We start from the raw sequence: 17626 nt of genomic DNA, 5'->3' as shown, positions 1-17626 counted from the left end.
AAGCATCCCACCGAAAAACTAATGCGCGGGGGGTTTGGGGGCGGCGCCACGCCCCCAACGGGGGGTTTGGGGGGTAGAACCCCCCAAAAGCTTGGATTGAGGGAAAAAATCGAAAGTAACGCCCGATTTTAGAAGAGAGTTTTCCCCTTAAAAATCTTCCTTTTTCAACACTATTAAAACTGTAAAAACTTTTTGATTTGTGTCCAAAGATTGGTAAAAGACTCTTTCATTTCCTCCTTAATTTTCCAGCGTTTAAATGCCTCTTCGTAGGCAATTCCTTGATTTTGAAAAGTTTTCCAAGCAGAAAGGGAAAGAGGTAAACCCATCAGCAAAAAGATATAAATTGCCCAAGAAATTGTTCCCGAACTAATTAAATTAATGATAATAAAAAAACTATTAATAATCAGATAGCGAACGGTTTTATTTTTTAGCTCCTCGCGACGAAAGCGATCGAATTCTTGCCGTTTATAACTGAGCATTTTTGACTCTTGCCAGTCCTTTTCCGCCGCTTCTAAGTCTTTAACTTCAATAGCTAAATCGTCGGCAATTTCTAACAACTGTTGACGGGTAATTTCTCCCCTATCCCCTTGACGGGAGATAGCCAAATAGAGAATTTCCTGCACATCCTCTTGACTGTAGGATTGGGGAGGGAAAAAATCGGGGTTTGGCATAGCGATAGAGAAAGAAATAGGTTCCTTCTCTATTATGGGCGATCGATTAGCGATTGACAGTTAGACGAGACAGGGAGTTTTTAGCTGATTTATCCATGCTTCTAAATCCTGCAAAGAGCGATCGGCATATTGACCGTAACGTTCCCGTTTATTGCGGATTTTTCTGGTAAAATTCGGCAAAATGCCAAAATTTGGCGGCATCGGTTGAAAATGTTTCGGTTCGGCACTGCTGATAAACTCAAATAATGACCCCATCATCGTTGTGGTTGGCAATGTCACCGTTTCTAATCCTAAAGCTAAACGAGCGGCATTAGTTCCCGCTAACCATCCCCCAGCGGCCGCAGCCGTATAGCCTTCCGTGCCGATTAACTGTCCTGCCGCTAATAGCGTCGGTCGCGATTTAAACTGGAGACTGGAGGATAATAACTGGGGAGAATTAATAAAGGTGTTTTTGTGCATCACCCCCATGCGGACAAATTCGGCCTTTTCTAACCCCGGAATCAGACGGAAAACCCGTGTTTGTTCACCCCATTTTAAATTAGTTTGAAATCCCACCATATTCCACAATTGCCCCGCTTTATCTTCCATTCGCAACTGTATAACTGCGTAGGGACGTTGATCCGGATATCTGGGATCCGCTAATCCCACCGGTTTCAGGGGACCAAAACGCATGGTATCCTCTCCCCGACTGGCTAATTCTTCGATTGGCAGACAAGCCTCGAAAAATTTGGCATTTTCTCGCTCAAAATCCTTTAATTCTGCCTGTTCTGCCTGTTTTAACTCTTGCCAGAAGTGCAGGTATTGTTCCCGATCCATAGGACAATTGAGATAGGCGGCCTCACCTTTATCGTAACGGGAGGCCAGAAAAGCGATCGATTGATCAATAGATTCCCCTAGAATAATCGGACTAGCGGCATCAAAAAAGCTCAGATAGTCCAGGCCGGCAAAATTTTGCAGATCTGCGGCCAAAGCAGCACTGGTTAACGGTCCAGTGGTTAAAACGACGATACCATCCCGGGGAATTTCCGTGATCTCCTGACGTTTTAAGGTGACTAGAGGGTGGTTAGCCAAGATTTCCGTCAAATTTCGACTAAAGACCCCTCTATCGACCGCTAAAGCCCCTCCTGCGGGGACACTATGCTGATCGGCCTGGGCAATAACTAGAGAATTTAAGCGTCGTAATTCTTCATGGAGTAACCCGGTGGCGCGATCCACCGCCATGGCACCAAAGGAGTTACTACAGACTAATTCGGCTAAAAATTGGCTATGGTGGGCGGGACTAGAGCGAATTGGGCGCATTTCGTACAGGATCACGGGAATACCGGCTTGGGCTATCTGCCACGCCGCCTCAGTCCCCGCTAATCCTCCACCAATTACATGAATAGGGCGATCGATCATAGTTGGGAGAAAATGGCTAGAGTAGGATTATTTTAGCGTTAGTTCCGAGTCACCAAAAAATAGGGCCAGCCTAGGGCGATCGCATAAAGATTGGGGCTGATCACAAACTCAGGTTATAATCAAGGAAGGGATAGAATATTATATTTTATCTCGTCACGGTTTTTGCTTTCGAGAAGGTGGCAACACCGCCCCACTTTCTCACCATCTCCTTCCAGATGGGCTAGTTAGCGGTTTGACTTCTATGAACACCAATTATCTTGAGGAATACCAAAAATACCTAGCCGAATGGCAGAAAATGCTTCTGTCCGCTTGGGGTAATGGTCTTCCCACGACTACACCAGTGTTTGAGTTTCCGGAAACTTTGGTTAAATCCCTCGAATATCAACAAGAATGGGTGAAATCCTACCTAACCGCCCAAGAAACCGCCACCAAAGTTGCCCTCGATAGTCAGAAACAATTCTGGGATAGTTATTTCGGTTTTGCTCGTCAGTCCATGGCTGTAATCAATAAACCAGCTTAATTAGGGTTTGCTGAATAAATCTAAAAACCTTGTTGGACAAGGTTTTTAGACTTTTTTTCCCTCAAAAAGTGCCGACCTTTGGAGTGATTGGGGGGAAAATCCCTGGACTTTTTCCCTGAAAATTAGGTAATTGACCACCTGAAAATGGGTAAAACCCCACACCCCACACCCTACACCCCACACCCTGCCCCTAGGAAAAACTTTTTTAGCAAACCCTAGATAGTTCGATTGGTGACTTAACTTCCCTTAAAAAATAAAATACCTCAAATACAATCCCCTCTGGCTCTGTATTTGAGGCTTTTTTGGGTTTTATTACCTTTAGGCAATCAGGGAATTTTGGGGTTTAGCAAAAATCATCCGTCCGGCCGAGGTTTGCAGTGCAGATGTCACCACTACCCGCAATTCTCCCCCTAGATAATCTTTTCCTTCTTCTACCACCACCATCGTGCCATCTTCTAGATAACCGATGCCTTGGGTGGGTTCTTTTCCTGCTTTGAGAATTTTCAGATCTAACGTATCCCCAGGCAAGTAGATCGGGCGTACTGCTTGGGCGAGATCGTTGACATTCAAGATGGTGACTTTTTGCAGATTGGCCACTTTACTGAGATTGTAATCGTTAGTGAGCAAGGTGGCGTTAATTTCTTGGGCAAGATGGACTAATTTAGCATCTACGGTGCTAATATCCTCATAATCGGCGGGATGAATGATAATGCGCTCGGGTAATTCTTGCTGCATCCGGTTTAGGATATCTAATCCGCGTCTTCCTCTAACTCGTTTTTGGTCGTTACTGCCATCCGCTAACTGTTGCAATTCCTGAAGGATAAATTGGGGGATGAGTATCTGTCCCTCGATAAATCCCGTGTCTAACAATTGTTCGATACGACCATCGATAATACAACTGGTGTCCACAACTTTGGTGGCGGCCGCTTGTAGGGTCCCTTCTGCCACTAAAATTGATTCCATACTATTGGGGTTAATCAGACGCAGAAAAGTGCGACCGTGGGTATCAGCTAAACTAACCCCCAGATAGGAAAACATAATACTGCCTAAAATAGCGATTATCGGCTTGATAAACGAGAATTCTCTGGGAATCGGTAGGAAGAAAATCGGAGCTAGGATCAGATTAGCAATCAACAAACCGATAACTAGACCGACGGAACGGGTTAAAATAACTTCGATCGGAGTTTGCCGTACTTGGGTTTCTAGACGACGATAGGTAGTTTGGGCAACTAAACCAAGAGCTAAACCAATAATTGAGGCAAAACCCGCCGATAACCAGCGTAAAGCTTCAATATTGCTGATTTGAGACTGGACAGTAACCGGCAGCAAGTCAACACCACTATAACCAATACTGGCAACAGCGAAGACGAATAGTAAAATTATGACAGCATCAAGCATGGGTATAATACCAGAGAGGATAGGGGGGAATGATGATAGAAAAATAATGAGTATGGATGCTTTTCTATTATATCTGTGGGTTTCTCCTAATTTGTGTCGGGAAAGTTGCCTCCATTCTAGGAGATGTTCTCCCCAGCCATAATACATCTTAACGAAGATAAACGAAATTATAGCCGTCGGGAGTCAGCCTTGAATCAGTTATCAGTTATTAGTTATCAGTCATCAGATACGAGTTACAGCGTTTCTCAGATAGATGAGGTTCGTTCTTGCATCTAAAATACTTGATTAGCAAGGCTTAGTTTGTACCTCACCTTGACGAGAAAGGCTGTATGAGTTCACTGATTACTGATTACTGTTCACTGATAACTGCTGTAATGTCCTATTTTCACCCCGTAACCTCGGTTTATATTCATATTCCCTTTTGTCGTCGGCGCTGTTTTTACTGTGATTTCCCGATTTTTGTCGTTGGTAATCGCACCAATCCGGCGACTTTTCCCCCTGTGGTGGAGTATGTGGAAATATTACAAGAAGAAATTAGCCTTAGTCAGGGGACGGGGAAACCCCTAGAAACAATTTTTTTTGGGGGGGGGACTCCTTCCCTGTTACCTGTGGAATTATTAGGGGCAATTCTGGATACTTTAGCTAAAAAGTTTGATTTTGCAGCCGATATAGAGATTTCTATGGAGATTGATCCGGCTACCTTTAGTTTAGAACAATTACAGGGTTATCTTAGTGCGGGAGTCAATCGGGTTAGTTTAGGAGTACAGGCTTTTCAAGAACCATTATTACAGGTTTCTGGTCGATCGCATACCGTTAAGGATATCTATCAGGCAGTGGAATTAATTCAGGGATTGGGAATAGTTAACTATAGTTTGGATTTGATTTCGGGATTGCCACAACAAACCCTCACAGATTGGGAAAATTCCCTAGAAAAAGCGATCGAACTGCAACCGGCCCATCTTTCCTGTTACGATTTGGTCTTAGAAGCGGTTACTCCTTTCGGTAAACAGTATCAACCGGGGAAAAAACCCTTACCCGATGATGAAACCACGGCGAAAATGTATGTTTTAGCCAGTGAAAAACTAGCTTTAGCCGGTTATCAACATTACGAGATTTCTAACTATGCTAAACCGGGTTATCAATGCCGACATAATCGAGTTTACTGGGAAAATCGTCCCTATTACGGTTTTGGTATGGGGGCCGCTAGTTATCTTCATCAACAACGTTTTACCCGTCCGCGCAAAAGTCGCGACTATTTCGCTTGGGTAAAAGAAGGCTGCCCAATTGACGTGGAGAAAAATAGTTTTATCGATGATCTTCTCGAAACCTTAATGCTAGGGTTAAGGTTAGGGTCAGGGGTGAGTTTACCCGCGATTGAAGCTAATTTTGGTCCGGAAATCAAAAAAGCAATTTTAGAGGTCTTAGAGCCGCATAAACAGCGTAATCTAGTAATAATTGAGGGGGATACCAGGGTAAGATTAAGCGACCCCGAAGGTTTTTTGTTTTCTAATATCGTTTTAACCGATTTATTCGATCGCTGGCAATAGTCAGGAACTATATTTTACTAGCGATAATAGATAGCTAACCAAATACAAGGGGGATTATTGCTAGTAAATTCGACGCGGTGTTTTTGGTGAGGAGGAATCAGGAGATAATCCCCCGCTTGCAGATTAACTTTGTTGCCATCTTCATAACTAATCTCAGCAAATCCCTGTAATAAAATCACCCATTCAAACTCAGATTGATCGTACCATTGACCCCGGGGAGTGGTTTGACCGGTGGAAATAATTCTTTCTAGACGAATAGCCTGACTTTGAGCTAAAATTTCCAGAATTTCTCGGTCGGGAATTAGTTCAGGTAAATCAAAAATTGAAGCTGCTATCATTAGTTATGATCCCTTTCTGGATGAAAATCTTTAATCACCGTCGGTATTGCTGTTAAAATTTTCTCAACGATATCAGTAGGTGTATCTAGGTCAGAAACAACAATCCTAATATCTGCTTCTGCATAAAGTCCTCGTCTTTGTTCTAATAATAATTCCAGTTTACTTTCTAAATCAGTGGACTGAAGCAAGGGACGAGAGGTATCTTGTTTTAAACGTTTAACCAAGACTTCGAGGGGAACATCTAACCAAATCATTAAACCGTGACGAAGATAACTCCAATTCATCGGTTTTAAAACCATCCCTCCCCCGGTGGCAATCACAGTTTTAGTCAGAGAGGATAATTCGGCCAAAACTTGGGTTTCTAACTCCCGAAAAGTCGCTTCTCCCTCGTCGGCAAAAATTTCCCTGATTTTCTTTCCCGCGACCCTTTCTATTAATATATCTGTATCAAAAAAACGATATTGTAACCGTCGGGAAAGCAACTCTCCCAGGGTGGATTTGCCAGATCCCATCATTCCTAGCAAAAAAACACTTAATCCCCGTAAGGAGTTAAAATCCGTTGAATTGTCCATAGTTAAAATTTAGCTGAATGTAGTCCTCGCTACTCAGGGACGATGTTTTGATAAGCATTTGGGAGTGAAAACCGCGAGATGGAATCAGAAAATCTTCTCAGAACCCCCATTGACACCGACATCGTGTCAGAATCTGGATAACCATGATACCATCTTGGTAATTAATGGACAAAATCAGCTTGATTAATTTAATCAAGTGGTGTGGGGAGTGTGAACACAGGAGTCTAAAATTCATGTCCAATCAACCAGCAAACTTTCCGGGTAATAGAAATCAACTCAAACCGATTAAAGTCGGGGTTATCGGGGTCGGTAACATGGGACAACACCATAGTCGCATCCTGAGTTTATTAAAAGACGTGGAATTCGTCGGGGTGGCCGATGTCAACGTCGAAAAGGGTCTGGAAACTGCCAGTAAATACCGAGTCCGTTTTTTTGAAAATTATTTAGATCTCTTACCTAGGGTAGATGCGGTTTGTCTCGCTGTCCCCACGCGGTTACACCATCGAGTCGGGATGGACTGTCTGCAAGCGGGAGTACATACCTTGATCGAGAAACCGATCGCCGCTAGTATTAGTGAAGCGGAATCTTTAGTCAATGCGGCAGCCGATCATGATTGTATTCTGCAAGTGGGTCATATCGAGCGTTTTAATCCCGCTTTCCAAGAGTTATCGAAGGTCTTGAAAACCGAGGAGATTTTAGCGATTGAATCCCATCGCATGAGTCCCTATTCCCAGCGCGCTAATGATGTGTCGGTGGTGTTAGATTTAATGATCCACGATATAGATTTAATTTTAGAATTAGTCGCCGCTCCCGTGGTGAAATTAACCGCTAGTGGTAGTCGCGCTGCCACTGATTCCGGTTATCTCGATTATGTCACTGCAACCCTTGGTTTTAGTAATGGAGTAGTGGCTAATTTAACCGCTAGTAAGGTGACTCATCGCAAGATTCGTCGTTTAGCAGCCCACTGTAAAAATTCTCTCACGGAAGCGGATTTTCTCAATAATGAAATCCTCATTCATCGGCAAACCACCGCTAACTATAGCACCGATTACGGTCAAGTTCTCTACCGTCAAGATGGTTTAATTGAAAAAGTTTATACTAGCAATATTGAACCTCTACACGCGGAATTAGAACATTTTGTTCATTGTGTGCGCGGTGGGGACCAACCTTCTGTCGGTGGGGAACAAGCTTTAAAAGCTTTACGATTAGCTAGTTTAATCGAACAAATTGCCCTTGATGGTCGCGTTTGGCAACAATCGGACTGGAATTATCAATATCTTAATTCTCCCGTGATTACTGCTTCTTAATTGTTTTTACCCCAATTCTTTAAATGAGAGAATTGGGGTGAAGAACCAAAATTAGTTATCTGGAAAACTTTTTAAACATTTTTCTGAGGATTTTTTTCCACAGAATTGACTTTCACAGGGAACTCCATCACCGTCTCCATCCATTTTGACATTGGGGCAATTTCTCAAGAAAAAAGTCGCTTCTGCACAGGATGTCATCTGCGAACAGTGAGTTCTACCATCGCACCGAAACTGTGGAGAAGGACTAGGTTTTTTCTGGGGAGTGGGACGATTATTGTTGTTAGCTACGGCTAAATTATTGAGGGTTTGATTGCCAGAAATTGGTGATTTTATTGATATTTGTTCGCTCAGAAAACCCAGAATTAAAATAACAATTAATTTTTTCATAAAATGCTTGCCTGATTCTCTGCTCTTATCATAGTAACAGATAGGAGACAGGATAATAAATCAGAGTTATTCCCCGTTTCCTATTCCCCCTATTTAGAGTAAAATTTCCCTGTGTTGAATTGCTAATTTATGGGCGGGAAAACCTTCGTACTCGGCTAAAGTTTTCGTGGTTTCTTTTAACTTTTCAAAGCCTTCAGGGGTGACATAAGCCAAAGTGGAGCGCTTGAGAAAATCATAAACCGAAACCGCGGAATAGGAACGGGCAAAACTTCCCGTCGGCAGCACAGCATTGACTCCGATGGCGTAGGTAGCCATAGAGGAAGGAGTATGATTTCCCAGGAGAATTTCGCCAGCATTTTTAATCTTGCCCAGAATGGCAAAAGGATTACTAACTAAAAGCTCTAGATGTTCCGGGGCGTACTCATTGACAAAATCGAGGGATTGCTGCAAACTATCGGTTAAAATTATGCCCCCATAGGCGGCTAAACCCGCCTCACAGAATTCCCGTCGCCAATCTGGGAGTTTTTGCAGGTATTCCTGAGCGTATTCACTAGCAGCGATCGCAACCTGTTCACAATGAGTGACTAATAAAGCCGCCGAATCCGCCCCGTGTTCCGCTTCAATTAATAAATCCAAGGCCGCTAAACGGGCATCGGTGGACTCATCGGCCAAAACTATCGACTCACTTGGACCTGCCGGCAAACCCACATCCACAGTGCCGAACAGTAACCGTTTGGCCGCCGCCCCATAGACGCTGCACGGACCGGTAATTTTGTCAACCCTTTTGATATTTTTTGTTCCCAAAGCCAAAGCAGCGATCGCTTGTACGCCCCCTAACTTATAAATTTCTCTGACTCCAGCCATGCGTGCCGCCACCAGAGACACTGGCTCCACGTTGCCCTGTTTATCGGGGGGAGTGCAAACGACAACTCTTTCCACTCCTGCCACCATTGCTGGTATAGCTAACATTAACATCATCGAGGGAAAAGCACCACGGCCCCGAGGAACGTATAAACCCACATTGGGGATAGGAGAGATTTTTTCGCCAGCAAAGACACCAGCTTCAATTTCTGCCAGTTGTATTTCTTCCGGCATTTGGCGACGATGTACCTCTTGAATATTCCGAAAAGCCTGTTCAATGGCGGTTTTTACTTCTGGTTCAATTAACTGAAAAGCCCGCTCAAATTCTGCCTCGTTGACTTTGATATTTTCTACCGTCGCACCTTCGTAGTCAAAACGCCGCACATAGTCCACAACGCCGGCATCCCCCCGTTCGCGGATGGTTTCTATCACCGTTTGAGCGACTTTTAGGGCGTTATCAATATCTAACTCGGCTCTTTTCTGAAGTTTTGCCCGTTCCGCATCACTTAATTGCGAAAGTTTTAATATTCTGACCACTATTGCTGCTCCTACTGCCCCCGTCCTCTCAAGAATAGCGGGGAATCTGAATCTTTTTTGATTATAATGCAGATCATGTTTAAGCTCTCTTGCTGTTCTGTAAATGCGATCGCTCTTAGTTTATTATGGGGGGCGATTGGTCCGGTGTGGGCAGAAACGGATTTAGACCTAGATCCGAAAATTCGGCAAGAAAGCCCGGTTTTAGAGCGTTGGTTAGAAAAAATACCCGATATCGCCGAAGATATTCGCCGCGATCCCAGTTTTCGCACTCGTATCCGCTTGGGATATGCAGAGTTTCCTTCTAGCGATAATTCCAGTGGCGTGATTTTGGGGGTAGAAGATGTGTTTTTTGGTCAAACCAGTTTAACCCTAAGCGGCGATTATCAGACGGCTTTTAACGGCAAAAGGACGGCAATAGGAGGAAATTTACAATACTATCTCCTCCCTTTGGGTGATTATGTCAATCTAGCTCCCATGGTGGGCTATCGTTACATTCAAACAGGAAATTACAGCACCGATGGGCTTAACTTAGGATTAAAGCTCAAATTAGCCCTTTCTCGCACGGGAGCCGCAGATATCACCGTCAGTCAGAGTTTTATCTCCCCCGGTGGTGATAACGAGGTGGGATTGACTACTCTTTCGGTTGGTTATGCGATTACTTCTAATTTACGTTTAGCTGCCGATATTCAAGCCCAAAATTCCCGCGCTCGCAAAGATAGCTCCGTGGGAATTTTACTGGAATGGCTGCCCTAATTAGGTTCGTAGGGGCAGCGTGTGGGGTGTAGGGTGTAGGGTTTTACCGATTTTTGGGACGTTTGGCAAAGCTGGGTAAAAAAAGGAATTGGGAGAAAAAATTTTAATTCTGCGTCAAGGATGTTGCAAGGTGACTGGGCAACATTTGGGAATTCTGCTCAAATGCCCCTATCATGAGGTTGACTTTACTACCGATCGAGTTTAAAACTTATATAATCGTGGGTTTGAGGAGTGAAAAAAGTGAAAAAAGTTAATTTTAACGGCCAACCTTTCCATTTTATCGGTATTGGCGGCATTGGGATGTCAGCCCTCGCTTATATCTTAGCCAAACGCAATTTACCCGTGTCTGGCTCCGATTTACGTCCTACTCATATCACCCAACGGCTACAGGGAGCGGGAGCGCAGATTTTCCACCGTCAAGAGGCAAATAATTTAGCTTTATTTCATTCTCCTGGCCTTCAAAACAGTAGCCAAACAGTTCCGCAAGTAATCTGCTCCACGGCGATTAATGACCATAACAAGGAATATCAAGCGGCCAGAGACTTAGGATACCCAATTTTTCACCGTAGCGATGTTTTAGCGGCTTTAATCGCTGATTACGACAGTATCGCCGTCGCTGGAACCCACGGAAAAACCACCACTAGCAGCTTAATCGGTTACGTTTTGTTAGAAGCGGGATTAGACCCCACGATCATTGTCGGTGGTGAGGTGGACGCTTGGGAAGGTAACGCTCGTCTTGGTCAAGGTCGTTTTTTAGTGGCAGAGGCCGATGAGTCCGATGGTTCCCTAACCAAACACGCCCCGAAAATCGGCGTAATCACTAATATTGAGCTAGATCACCCCGATCATTACCAGAATTTAAGCGAAGTTATCGATACTTTCCGTGAATTTGCCGATCAGTGCCAGATTTTAGTCGCTTGTTTAGATTGTGACACGATCGCCGAGCATTTCCGTCCGACAATCAGTTATAGTCTCGATCCCGAAAAAGGTGCGGATTACACCGTCAGCGAGATTATCTATGAACAGGGAATGATGAAAGCTTCCGTCTGGGAAAAAGGCAGTTATCTGGGACAAATGGAAGTGAAAATCCCCGGGCAACATAATATTAGTAATGCCTTGGCAGTGGTGGCCATCGGACGTTATCTCGGTTTAGAATTTGCTGTTATTGCCGATGCGATCGCTACTTTTGCCGGAGCAAAACGCCGTTTTGAACACAAGGGAGAAGCAAACGGCATCACCTTTATCGATGATTATGCCCACCATCCTAGCGAATTGTTGGCCACGTTAGCGGCTGCAAAATTGAAGGTAGAAGGCAAACAGTACCAACGTTCGATCGCCATTTTCCAACCCCATCGCTACAGTCGCACCACTGCCTTTTTGGAGGAATTCGGCTCCGCTTTCAGTTCCGCCGATGTGGTAGTCTTAACGGATATTTATAGTGCCGGGGAAGTGAATATCGATCACGTCACCGGGCAGCAAGTGGTCGAACAGGTGAGAAAACACCATAAAAATGCCTACTATCACCCTGAATTGAGTTCTTTAGGTCAATTCCTGCTAGAAATTCTCCAACCAGGGGATCTGGCTCTGTTCCTCGGCGCTGGCAATCTCAATCAAGTTATCCCCGAAATGCTCTCTCTTTACCGCGAACAATTAGCGGTTAGAGTATAGGATTCAGTTATCAGTAATCAGTAATCAGTAATCAGTTATTATGTTTACTGATTACTGATTACTGTTCACTGAAAATGCTCCCCAACCCCCTAAAACCCTATGATTAAAACCTCTGTTTCTCTAGCTGATTTCACTTCCTACCGGGTGGGGGGAAGAGCGCAATGGTATGCCGAACCAGTTAATCTAGAGGAATTAAGAGAAGTGTTCGCTTGGTGGCGATCGCAAGATTTACCCTTGACTGTTTTGGGGGCTGGTTCAAATTTACTAATCAGCGATCGAGGTTTACCCGGACTTGTCCTCAATACTCGCCATCTGCGATCGAGTTGTTTTGATGCCGAAACTGCTACGATTACAGCAGCGGCGGGGGAACCCCTGCCAAAAATAGCTTGGAGAGCGGCAAAACGGGGCTGGAGGGGCTTAGAATGGGCGGTGGGTATCCCCGGGACGGTGGGGGGGGCTGTGGTGATGAATGCGGGCGCACATACCTCCTGTGTGGCGGATCGATTAGTGCGGGCGCTGGTATTAAATCCCGATGGTCAGTTAGAAACTTTAAGCAAAGAAGATTTAAATTATAGTTATCGCAGTTCTTCTCTGCAAGGGGATCAACGTTTAGTTGTCGAAGCCACATTTCAGTTAGAAGCTACCGATAATCACGAGGAAATAATGGCAATTACTACCCATAATTTACGCCATCGCAAAAGTACCCAACCCTATGATCGTCCTAGTTGTGGTAGTGTTTTCCGCAATCCTAAACCGCAATATGCTGGGGCTTTAATTGAGGGAATGGGATTAAAAGGTTATCAAATTGGTGGGGCGCAAGTATCAGAATTACACGCTAATTTTATCCTGAATATTGGTTCAGCAAAAGCCTCGGATATTCTGCGTTTAATTCGTCATGTGCAGGAACAAGTGTTCGATCGCTGGTCCCTCTGGTTAGAACCAGAGGTGAAAGTTTTAGGGGAATTTGACGGGATTTAACTATTTTTCTCGATAACGGTTGAACTCAGCCACGATGGGATCGAGTGCGACGGCAAATATTTTTATAATCCTCTAGCATGGTGCGTTCCCCAAAAATCTATTGGTGGAGCGGTAGGAGCCACATTAGGGAACGCACCCTACAAGATTGCGATCATACTGACAGTGGGAGCAGTCTAACGGTGGAGTTATACGCCGTTGGAAGCAGGTCTTCGATCATTACACTTGAATGATATCAAAGCTTTCTTTGTTTGTAATCCGATAAAACAGGAAATCTGAATCGATTGTGAGAATTTGCCGATATCCTGTCTTTTCAGCTACCAAGACCAGGGTTGCATCCGCCAAGTCCATGGGGCGATCACGGTATTGCTCCATCAATGCCAACAAACGACTGTAATCACTTTCCTGAATATCGTAAACCACCAGCAGTTTGTCTAAAAGAAGCTGTCCCAGTTGTTTTTGCATTTGCCAACCACCCCGATGCAGCGCAAGGTACATGGCTTCGGTCAGGCATGACCAAGTTGTTAAAAGGGGCGTTTCTAATCGGAGGACTGCGTTTTTATAGGCGTTATGCTGAGACTGAGTTCGATCTACAAGACAAAGTAGGACTCCGGCATCGCACAGGATCATAGATCTAGTCCTTGTTGCCGATATTTTTTGAGCAGGAGTTGCTGATAGTTGCTGACTGGTTGAAGTGGCGTTACGTCTAAATGATCCACCGTCTCAAACCATTGTGACCATCTCTCGACAATTTTTTCAGCAGTTTGGCTGGTATCAGGTTTAGCTTGATGTTTGTGGATAATACAATCAATGAAGTCACTCACCTCTTGCAAGAGTGGCTCGGAGAGTTGGTGCAATTTGGCGATCGCAGTATCACGAGTTGTCATAGGAACTCCTCTATACAGTTTTCTTTATTGTGAGCGTAACGTTAATCGCGTTTAGTTCCTAAGCTATCACGATTTTAAATTGCTGGTTGATAGGAGAGAACAGTACAGGGATTGCCGGGGATTTAGCTAAACGGAAACTTTCCGTATATCGCGCCCAAAAGCGTGTTATCCAGATTAGCCTACTGCTAGTGGAGCGGTAGGAGCCACATTAGGGAACGCACTCTACAAGATCGGCGATCACACTGATTAGCTTTCGTCGGTCGGAGTGCATTGGGGTTGTTATGCTGTGTCACCAACAGATATGATGCGCCAATCACCTTATGGAATAAACAACCGACCAGCCCCCATATAGTCTTGGATATCGATCACAATTTCTACAAGCCTTTCAACGCAGCGTTCTCGATAGTCAGATTCATTGACCCTATCCGGATCGCCAATCGTAATGATCGGAAATGAAGTCGGTTGATTTTCTTCACGCATTACTTGTTCCAACGAGTCTTCACCCTTCGCATTCCGGTTTGCCGTAAGTAAGAGCATCCCGTTGGTTTGGGCAAATCTCCAAACTACTCGATCATTGCTGTCTGCGGGTAAGCCAACGTCTTCAAATGTCCTCAACCGAATTAGAGCGAGATCTAATAACCCGCTAACAACAAGACTTCCAGAGATCAGAATTGCCTGCCGATTCAAGTTGTAATCAGCCAGAACAATCATTGCTTCTTCGCTTCCCGCTTTGCTCTCCGTTCCTGAAGTTTAGCTCTAACCGCTTCATAGCCTGGACGAGGAGGAGTAGCAGCGATCCGAGCAAAACGTTCGCGATTCCTCTCTTCCCAAAATTGTTTAGTTTCTGCGGCAGTCTTTAAAACCTCCTGATACTCCGCTTCCACTTCTGTTCGATGTGTTTCAATGTAGGAAAGGGCAGCATGAATCTGAGCATCTGTAAGATTGAAGGCATCACGAATAAACTTGGGTGGATACTGAGCTTTGAGATAATCGATTACGTCATACAGAGTAATACGAGTATCCGCAATTGTAAGCCCTCGCTCTGTGCGGATTATAGCTGTTTGTCCATTCGATGCCAGTGCCATAGCAGTCTTAGCTTTTAATCATTTAATTCCATAGTAGCGCACAAAAAAAGCAAGGGGAGCCAACGCCCCAGTTCTCGAAACATCAACTGCTAATCATTCAGCCATAATAAACCTCCTTTGCGGTTTTGACGCGGCATAACGTTCTAATTGAGCCGCCGCAGACAATCTGTAATTTTTGCAGGTATTTTTTGTAAAGTCGGCTCCAACGCAGTGTTAGACGACACTTACTTTGCGGATTTCTACGCGGCCTTCTTCAAATACTTGAACTGTGAGTTGATAGCCTTCCATTAATGACATTCCAACTAGAGGTTCGGAATCAGCTTCATCAATTGGTATGGTTAAATAATCTCCGTCCCAAATTACGACGGCTTCATAGACATTAAAAACGCATTCGCTACCATCACCAAGAATAGCGCGTCCTCGTCTTTTCCATTTCAGGTTTAGCTGATCGATTAGGTCTGGTGGCAATGAAAGCCAACCATTAAAACCTGTATCAATGATCGCATCTTGCGCGTAAATATTTCCTTCAGAGTCACATATCGAAAGTGAAATAATCGCCTCAAAATCCGCGTTAACGATTCCTGCGATCATACTAATCTCTTTGTACGTCCACCAAATCGGCGAACATAGCGAGAACCGACTCGAACAATCCAGATTTGAGCATCTGGGTGACGGGCTTCGAGTCTATTGCAAGCAGGTATTTCACGCGCATCAATTTCAAAGTCGCCAGTTTCAAGGTCAATTGCTACAATTTTGCCCTGATTACCCAATTCGACTTGTGGACGTATTTGAGTTTGATAAATCAGATCGCCACGTTGGGCAAATTCTTCTTTGCTATAGCGGGGTTGATGGATTGTCATTGGCTTGACCCTGTGGCAACTTTTGCCCTCTATTTTAACCTAAACATCGGGAATCTTTGCTAACATTCCCCAACTGGTCCCACAAGAGCGGCATCGCACTTAAACCCACAGCTTTAATCAATGGGCATGGTGCGTTCCCCAAAATTGATCGCTGGATCAGTGGGACTTGCATTAGGGAACGCACCCTACAAGATCAGCGATCGCTCTATTGATTATGCGGAAACTTTCCGTATATCACGCCCAAAAGCGTGTTAGCCAGATTAGCCTACTGCTAGTGGAGCAGTGGGAGCCACATTAGGGAACGCACCCTACGGCTAACGTTCCCATTAGACCGCGCTGCTACGGCAATGCATTCTTATTAAGAGTTAGAATTGCTGTAAAAACTAACCCTTCTAATTCTAGAATCGTCTAATGGATATTCATTACATTAATCAAGGAAAGCGTGGAAAAGTAGGTCTTTGCAATATTTGTAAACAATCAGCTTCTCTAAGCTGGGATCACGTCCCACCAAAGAGAGGTTTTGATTTGAAGCCTGTTGAGCAGATCACGATTGTACAACGTTTGACTGTCCACCCTGAAGAACAGAAACGTCTTATTTCACAGAATGGTGTGAAGTATCGAACCCTTTGCGAACAATGTAATACACGCTTGGGGCGTCGCTACGACCCAGTTCTTAATAGCTTTGCTCTTGGAGTAGGCAGGATTCTTAAATCAATTGTGGAAGTTCCACCAATGATTCATTACAAGACGCAACCAGCAAAATTGATTAGAGCTATTCTTGGTCATTTAGTTGCAGCGAAGGGAGTTATAGACCATAATGTTGTTGATCAGAAAATACGCGAATTTCTGTTTGATGATCAAGCTCAGATCCCTGAAGAAATTAAAATTTTTTACTGGATTTATCCATATGAAGAAATTGTGGTTGTTCGTGATGTCATTATGCCTGCGGTCAGAGGAAACTTAAGTGAATTTAGTGAACTTGGAACCTTTAGCATCCTTAAATATTTTCCAGTAGCTTACGTGGTTTGCAATTTAGAACAATATGAAGGACTCGACGAATTAACAACCTATCGTGATCTCAAGCTAGAAGAGACTGCTGAGATTCCACTTCGCTTAACTGACATAAAACATTCTGAATGGCCAGAGATGATTGATGAGGGAAACTTTATGGCAGGCGGATTGAATCTAAACAGTTCTGTTCACGCTCGCCCAAAAAAACCAAAAGCATGACTTCCCCACAAACAACTTTTGCATACTGTCTCAACCGAGAATTGGCGGTCTAACTATTGATTATACGGAAAATTTCCGTATAACACTCCTGAAAGTAATGATATGGGTCAACTTTCGGCATCTCACCCCATTTAGGCGCGATCGCCAAAACTTTTCCGTATATCGCGCCCAAAAGCGTGTTAGCCAGATTAGCCTACTGCTAGTGGAGCGGTAGGAGCCACATTAGGGAACGCACCCTACGGCGATGGCAATCACACTAACTATATACTAGACGGATTTTTTCCATACAACACCCCAAATACGGATTTTCTGGCTCTTCGTTACTTTTTATGGTTCGATAGGGTGGCATAAATCGACTAAATCCTTATCTGGCAAGAGATTTAATTGATTAGTTCGCTCTAGATCAAAAACAATTGACAAAAATCGCCAAACGTCTTTCTCTATAAGAGTTCTGTCCCTTATAACCGCCGTACATTGCATAACACAAACCGAAGAACCCATTTCGTCGCCGTGCCTAGAATTTTATTGTCTAGTACAGGCCAGCTATCGTAGCACGATCGATTTAACTTGACTGGGAATGGATAAAGGCAAATAATCAATTAATCGATCGAGATCAAGACTCAATGTCTGAT

General features: G+C 44.2%; 20 protein-coding genes. 7 read left to right on the top strand and 13 right to left on the bottom strand.

The genetic code is table 11. The annotated features are described in order from the left end of the window. Positions 1-173 precede the first annotated feature (173 nt). Both H6G40_RS07185 and trmFO read right to left on the bottom strand, forming a co-directional pair. Positions 174-671 carry a 2TM domain-containing protein gene (locus tag H6G40_RS07185; protein ID WP_069474950.1) on the bottom strand — a complete coding sequence of 166 codons (498 nt, stop codon included), beginning with the start codon at positions 669-671 and terminating at the stop codon, positions 174-176. 60 nt (positions 672-731) lie between these two features. Continuing rightward, the gene (gene trmFO, locus H6G40_RS07180; protein ID WP_069474949.1) at positions 732-2069 is read right to left on the bottom strand and encodes an FADH(2)-oxidizing methylenetetrahydrofolate--tRNA-(uracil(54)-C(5))-methyltransferase TrmFO; all 1338 of its coding nucleotides are present in this window, start codon (positions 2067-2069) and stop codon (positions 732-734) included. A 241-nt stretch (positions 2070-2310) separates the two neighbouring features. Between trmFO and H6G40_RS07175 the strand changes: the two genes are divergently transcribed. Beyond that, on the top strand, positions 2311-2589 hold the full coding sequence (locus H6G40_RS07175) for a hypothetical protein (protein WP_002736942.1): 279 nt from the start codon (positions 2311-2313) through the stop codon (positions 2587-2589). Between the two features lie 318 nt (positions 2590-2907). Here the strand turns inward: H6G40_RS07175 and H6G40_RS07170 are convergent, their stop codons facing one another. After that, positions 2908-3987, bottom strand: a complete 1080-nt coding sequence (locus tag H6G40_RS07170; protein WP_002737661.1) for a PIN/TRAM domain-containing protein — start codon at positions 3985-3987, stop codon at positions 2908-2910. 374 nt (positions 3988-4361) lie between these two features. Between H6G40_RS07170 and hemW the strand changes: the two genes are divergently transcribed. Beyond that, a complete protein-coding gene (hemW, locus tag H6G40_RS07165; protein WP_190537468.1) occupies positions 4362-5534 on the top strand; it encodes a radical SAM family heme chaperone HemW in 1173 nt (390 codons plus the stop codon). Between the two features lie 17 nt (positions 5535-5551). Here the strand turns inward: hemW and H6G40_RS07160 are convergent, their stop codons facing one another. Next, positions 5552-5872 carry a cupin domain-containing protein gene (locus tag H6G40_RS07160; protein ID WP_069474947.1) on the bottom strand — a complete coding sequence of 107 codons (321 nt, stop codon included), beginning with the start codon at positions 5870-5872 and terminating at the stop codon, positions 5552-5554. After that, a complete protein-coding gene (locus H6G40_RS07155; RefSeq protein ID WP_016514518.1) occupies positions 5872-6444 on the bottom strand; it encodes a shikimate kinase in 573 nt (190 codons plus the stop codon). The genes H6G40_RS07160 and H6G40_RS07155 overlap by 1 nt, the downstream gene beginning before the upstream one ends. 233 nt (positions 6445-6677) lie before the next feature. Here H6G40_RS07155 and H6G40_RS07150 point away from each other — a divergent pair, with 233 nt between their 5' ends. Then, positions 6678-7751 carry a Gfo/Idh/MocA family protein gene (locus H6G40_RS07150; RefSeq protein WP_002737757.1) on the top strand — a complete coding sequence of 358 codons (1074 nt, stop codon included), beginning with the start codon at positions 6678-6680 and terminating at the stop codon, positions 7749-7751. Positions 7752-7802: 51 nt separating this feature from the next. On the opposite strand, the gene H6G40_RS07145 is transcribed toward H6G40_RS07150, so the two are convergent. Next, a complete protein-coding gene (locus H6G40_RS07145) occupies positions 7803-8138 on the bottom strand; it encodes an excalibur calcium-binding domain-containing protein (RefSeq protein ID WP_002736899.1) in 336 nt (111 codons plus the stop codon). A gap of 93 nt (positions 8139-8231) precedes the next feature. Further along, the gene (gene hisD, locus H6G40_RS07140) at positions 8232-9536 is read right to left on the bottom strand and encodes a histidinol dehydrogenase (RefSeq protein WP_069474946.1); all 1305 of its coding nucleotides are present in this window, start codon (positions 9534-9536) and stop codon (positions 8232-8234) included. A gap of 66 nt (positions 9537-9602) precedes the next feature. Here hisD and H6G40_RS07135 point away from each other — a divergent pair, with 66 nt between their 5' ends. From H6G40_RS07135 to murB, 3 genes are all read left to right on the top strand, one after another. Next, positions 9603-10289, top strand: coding sequence for a hypothetical protein (locus tag H6G40_RS07135; protein ID WP_069474945.1), 687 nt, complete (start codon positions 9603-9605; stop codon positions 10287-10289). Between the two features lie 240 nt (positions 10290-10529). Continuing rightward, entirely contained in the window at positions 10530-11957 is a 1428-nt protein-coding gene (gene murC, locus H6G40_RS07130) for a UDP-N-acetylmuramate--L-alanine ligase (protein ID WP_002736561.1), read from the top strand. A gap of 99 nt (positions 11958-12056) precedes the next feature. Further along, the gene (murB, locus tag H6G40_RS07125; RefSeq protein WP_123230545.1) at positions 12057-12935 is read left to right on the top strand and encodes a UDP-N-acetylmuramate dehydrogenase; all 879 of its coding nucleotides are present in this window, start codon (positions 12057-12059) and stop codon (positions 12933-12935) included. Positions 12936-13151: 216 nt separating this feature from the next. Here murB and H6G40_RS07120 read toward each other — a convergent pair whose 3' ends face one another. The 6 genes from H6G40_RS07120 to H6G40_RS07095 form a co-directional block, all read right to left on the bottom strand. Then, a complete protein-coding gene (locus H6G40_RS07120) occupies positions 13152-13562 on the bottom strand; it encodes a type II toxin-antitoxin system VapC family toxin (RefSeq protein WP_002803249.1) in 411 nt (136 codons plus the stop codon). After that, entirely contained in the window at positions 13559-13819 is a 261-nt protein-coding gene (locus H6G40_RS07115) for a hypothetical protein (protein ID WP_002736321.1), read from the bottom strand. Before H6G40_RS07115 ends, H6G40_RS07120 begins: the two co-directional genes overlap by 4 nt. Positions 13820-14137: 318 nt before the next feature. Continuing rightward, positions 14138-14530 (bottom strand): hypothetical protein, encoded by a 393-nt coding sequence (locus tag H6G40_RS07110; RefSeq protein ID WP_002791850.1) that lies wholly within the window; start codon positions 14528-14530, stop codon positions 14138-14140. Then, positions 14527-14904, bottom strand: a complete 378-nt coding sequence (locus H6G40_RS07105; protein WP_002778608.1) for a DUF433 domain-containing protein — start codon at positions 14902-14904, stop codon at positions 14527-14529. The genes H6G40_RS07110 and H6G40_RS07105 overlap by 4 nt, the downstream gene beginning before the upstream one ends. A gap of 213 nt (positions 14905-15117) precedes the next feature. Continuing rightward, entirely contained in the window at positions 15118-15495 is a 378-nt protein-coding gene (locus H6G40_RS07100) for a clan AA aspartic protease (protein ID WP_069474944.1), read from the bottom strand. Further along, a complete protein-coding gene (locus tag H6G40_RS07095) occupies positions 15492-15764 on the bottom strand; it encodes a hypothetical protein (RefSeq protein WP_002736754.1) in 273 nt (90 codons plus the stop codon). The genes H6G40_RS07100 and H6G40_RS07095 overlap by 4 nt, the downstream gene beginning before the upstream one ends. Before the next feature lie 411 nt (positions 15765-16175). Here H6G40_RS07095 and H6G40_RS07090 point away from each other — a divergent pair, with 411 nt between their 5' ends. Then, positions 16176-16994 (top strand): hypothetical protein, encoded by an 819-nt coding sequence (locus H6G40_RS07090; protein ID WP_002736154.1) that lies wholly within the window; start codon positions 16176-16178, stop codon positions 16992-16994. Positions 16995-17626: the final 632 nt, after the last annotated feature.

Origin of the sequence: Microcystis viridis FACHB-1342, from assembly GCF_014698335.1 — a bacterium.
Taxonomy (GTDB): Bacteria; Cyanobacteriota; Cyanobacteriia; order Cyanobacteriales; family Microcystaceae; genus Microcystis; species Microcystis ichthyoblabe_A.
The sequence above is the reverse complement of the archived record's forward strand: the minus strand, read 5'-3'. Positions and strand labels throughout refer to the sequence as shown.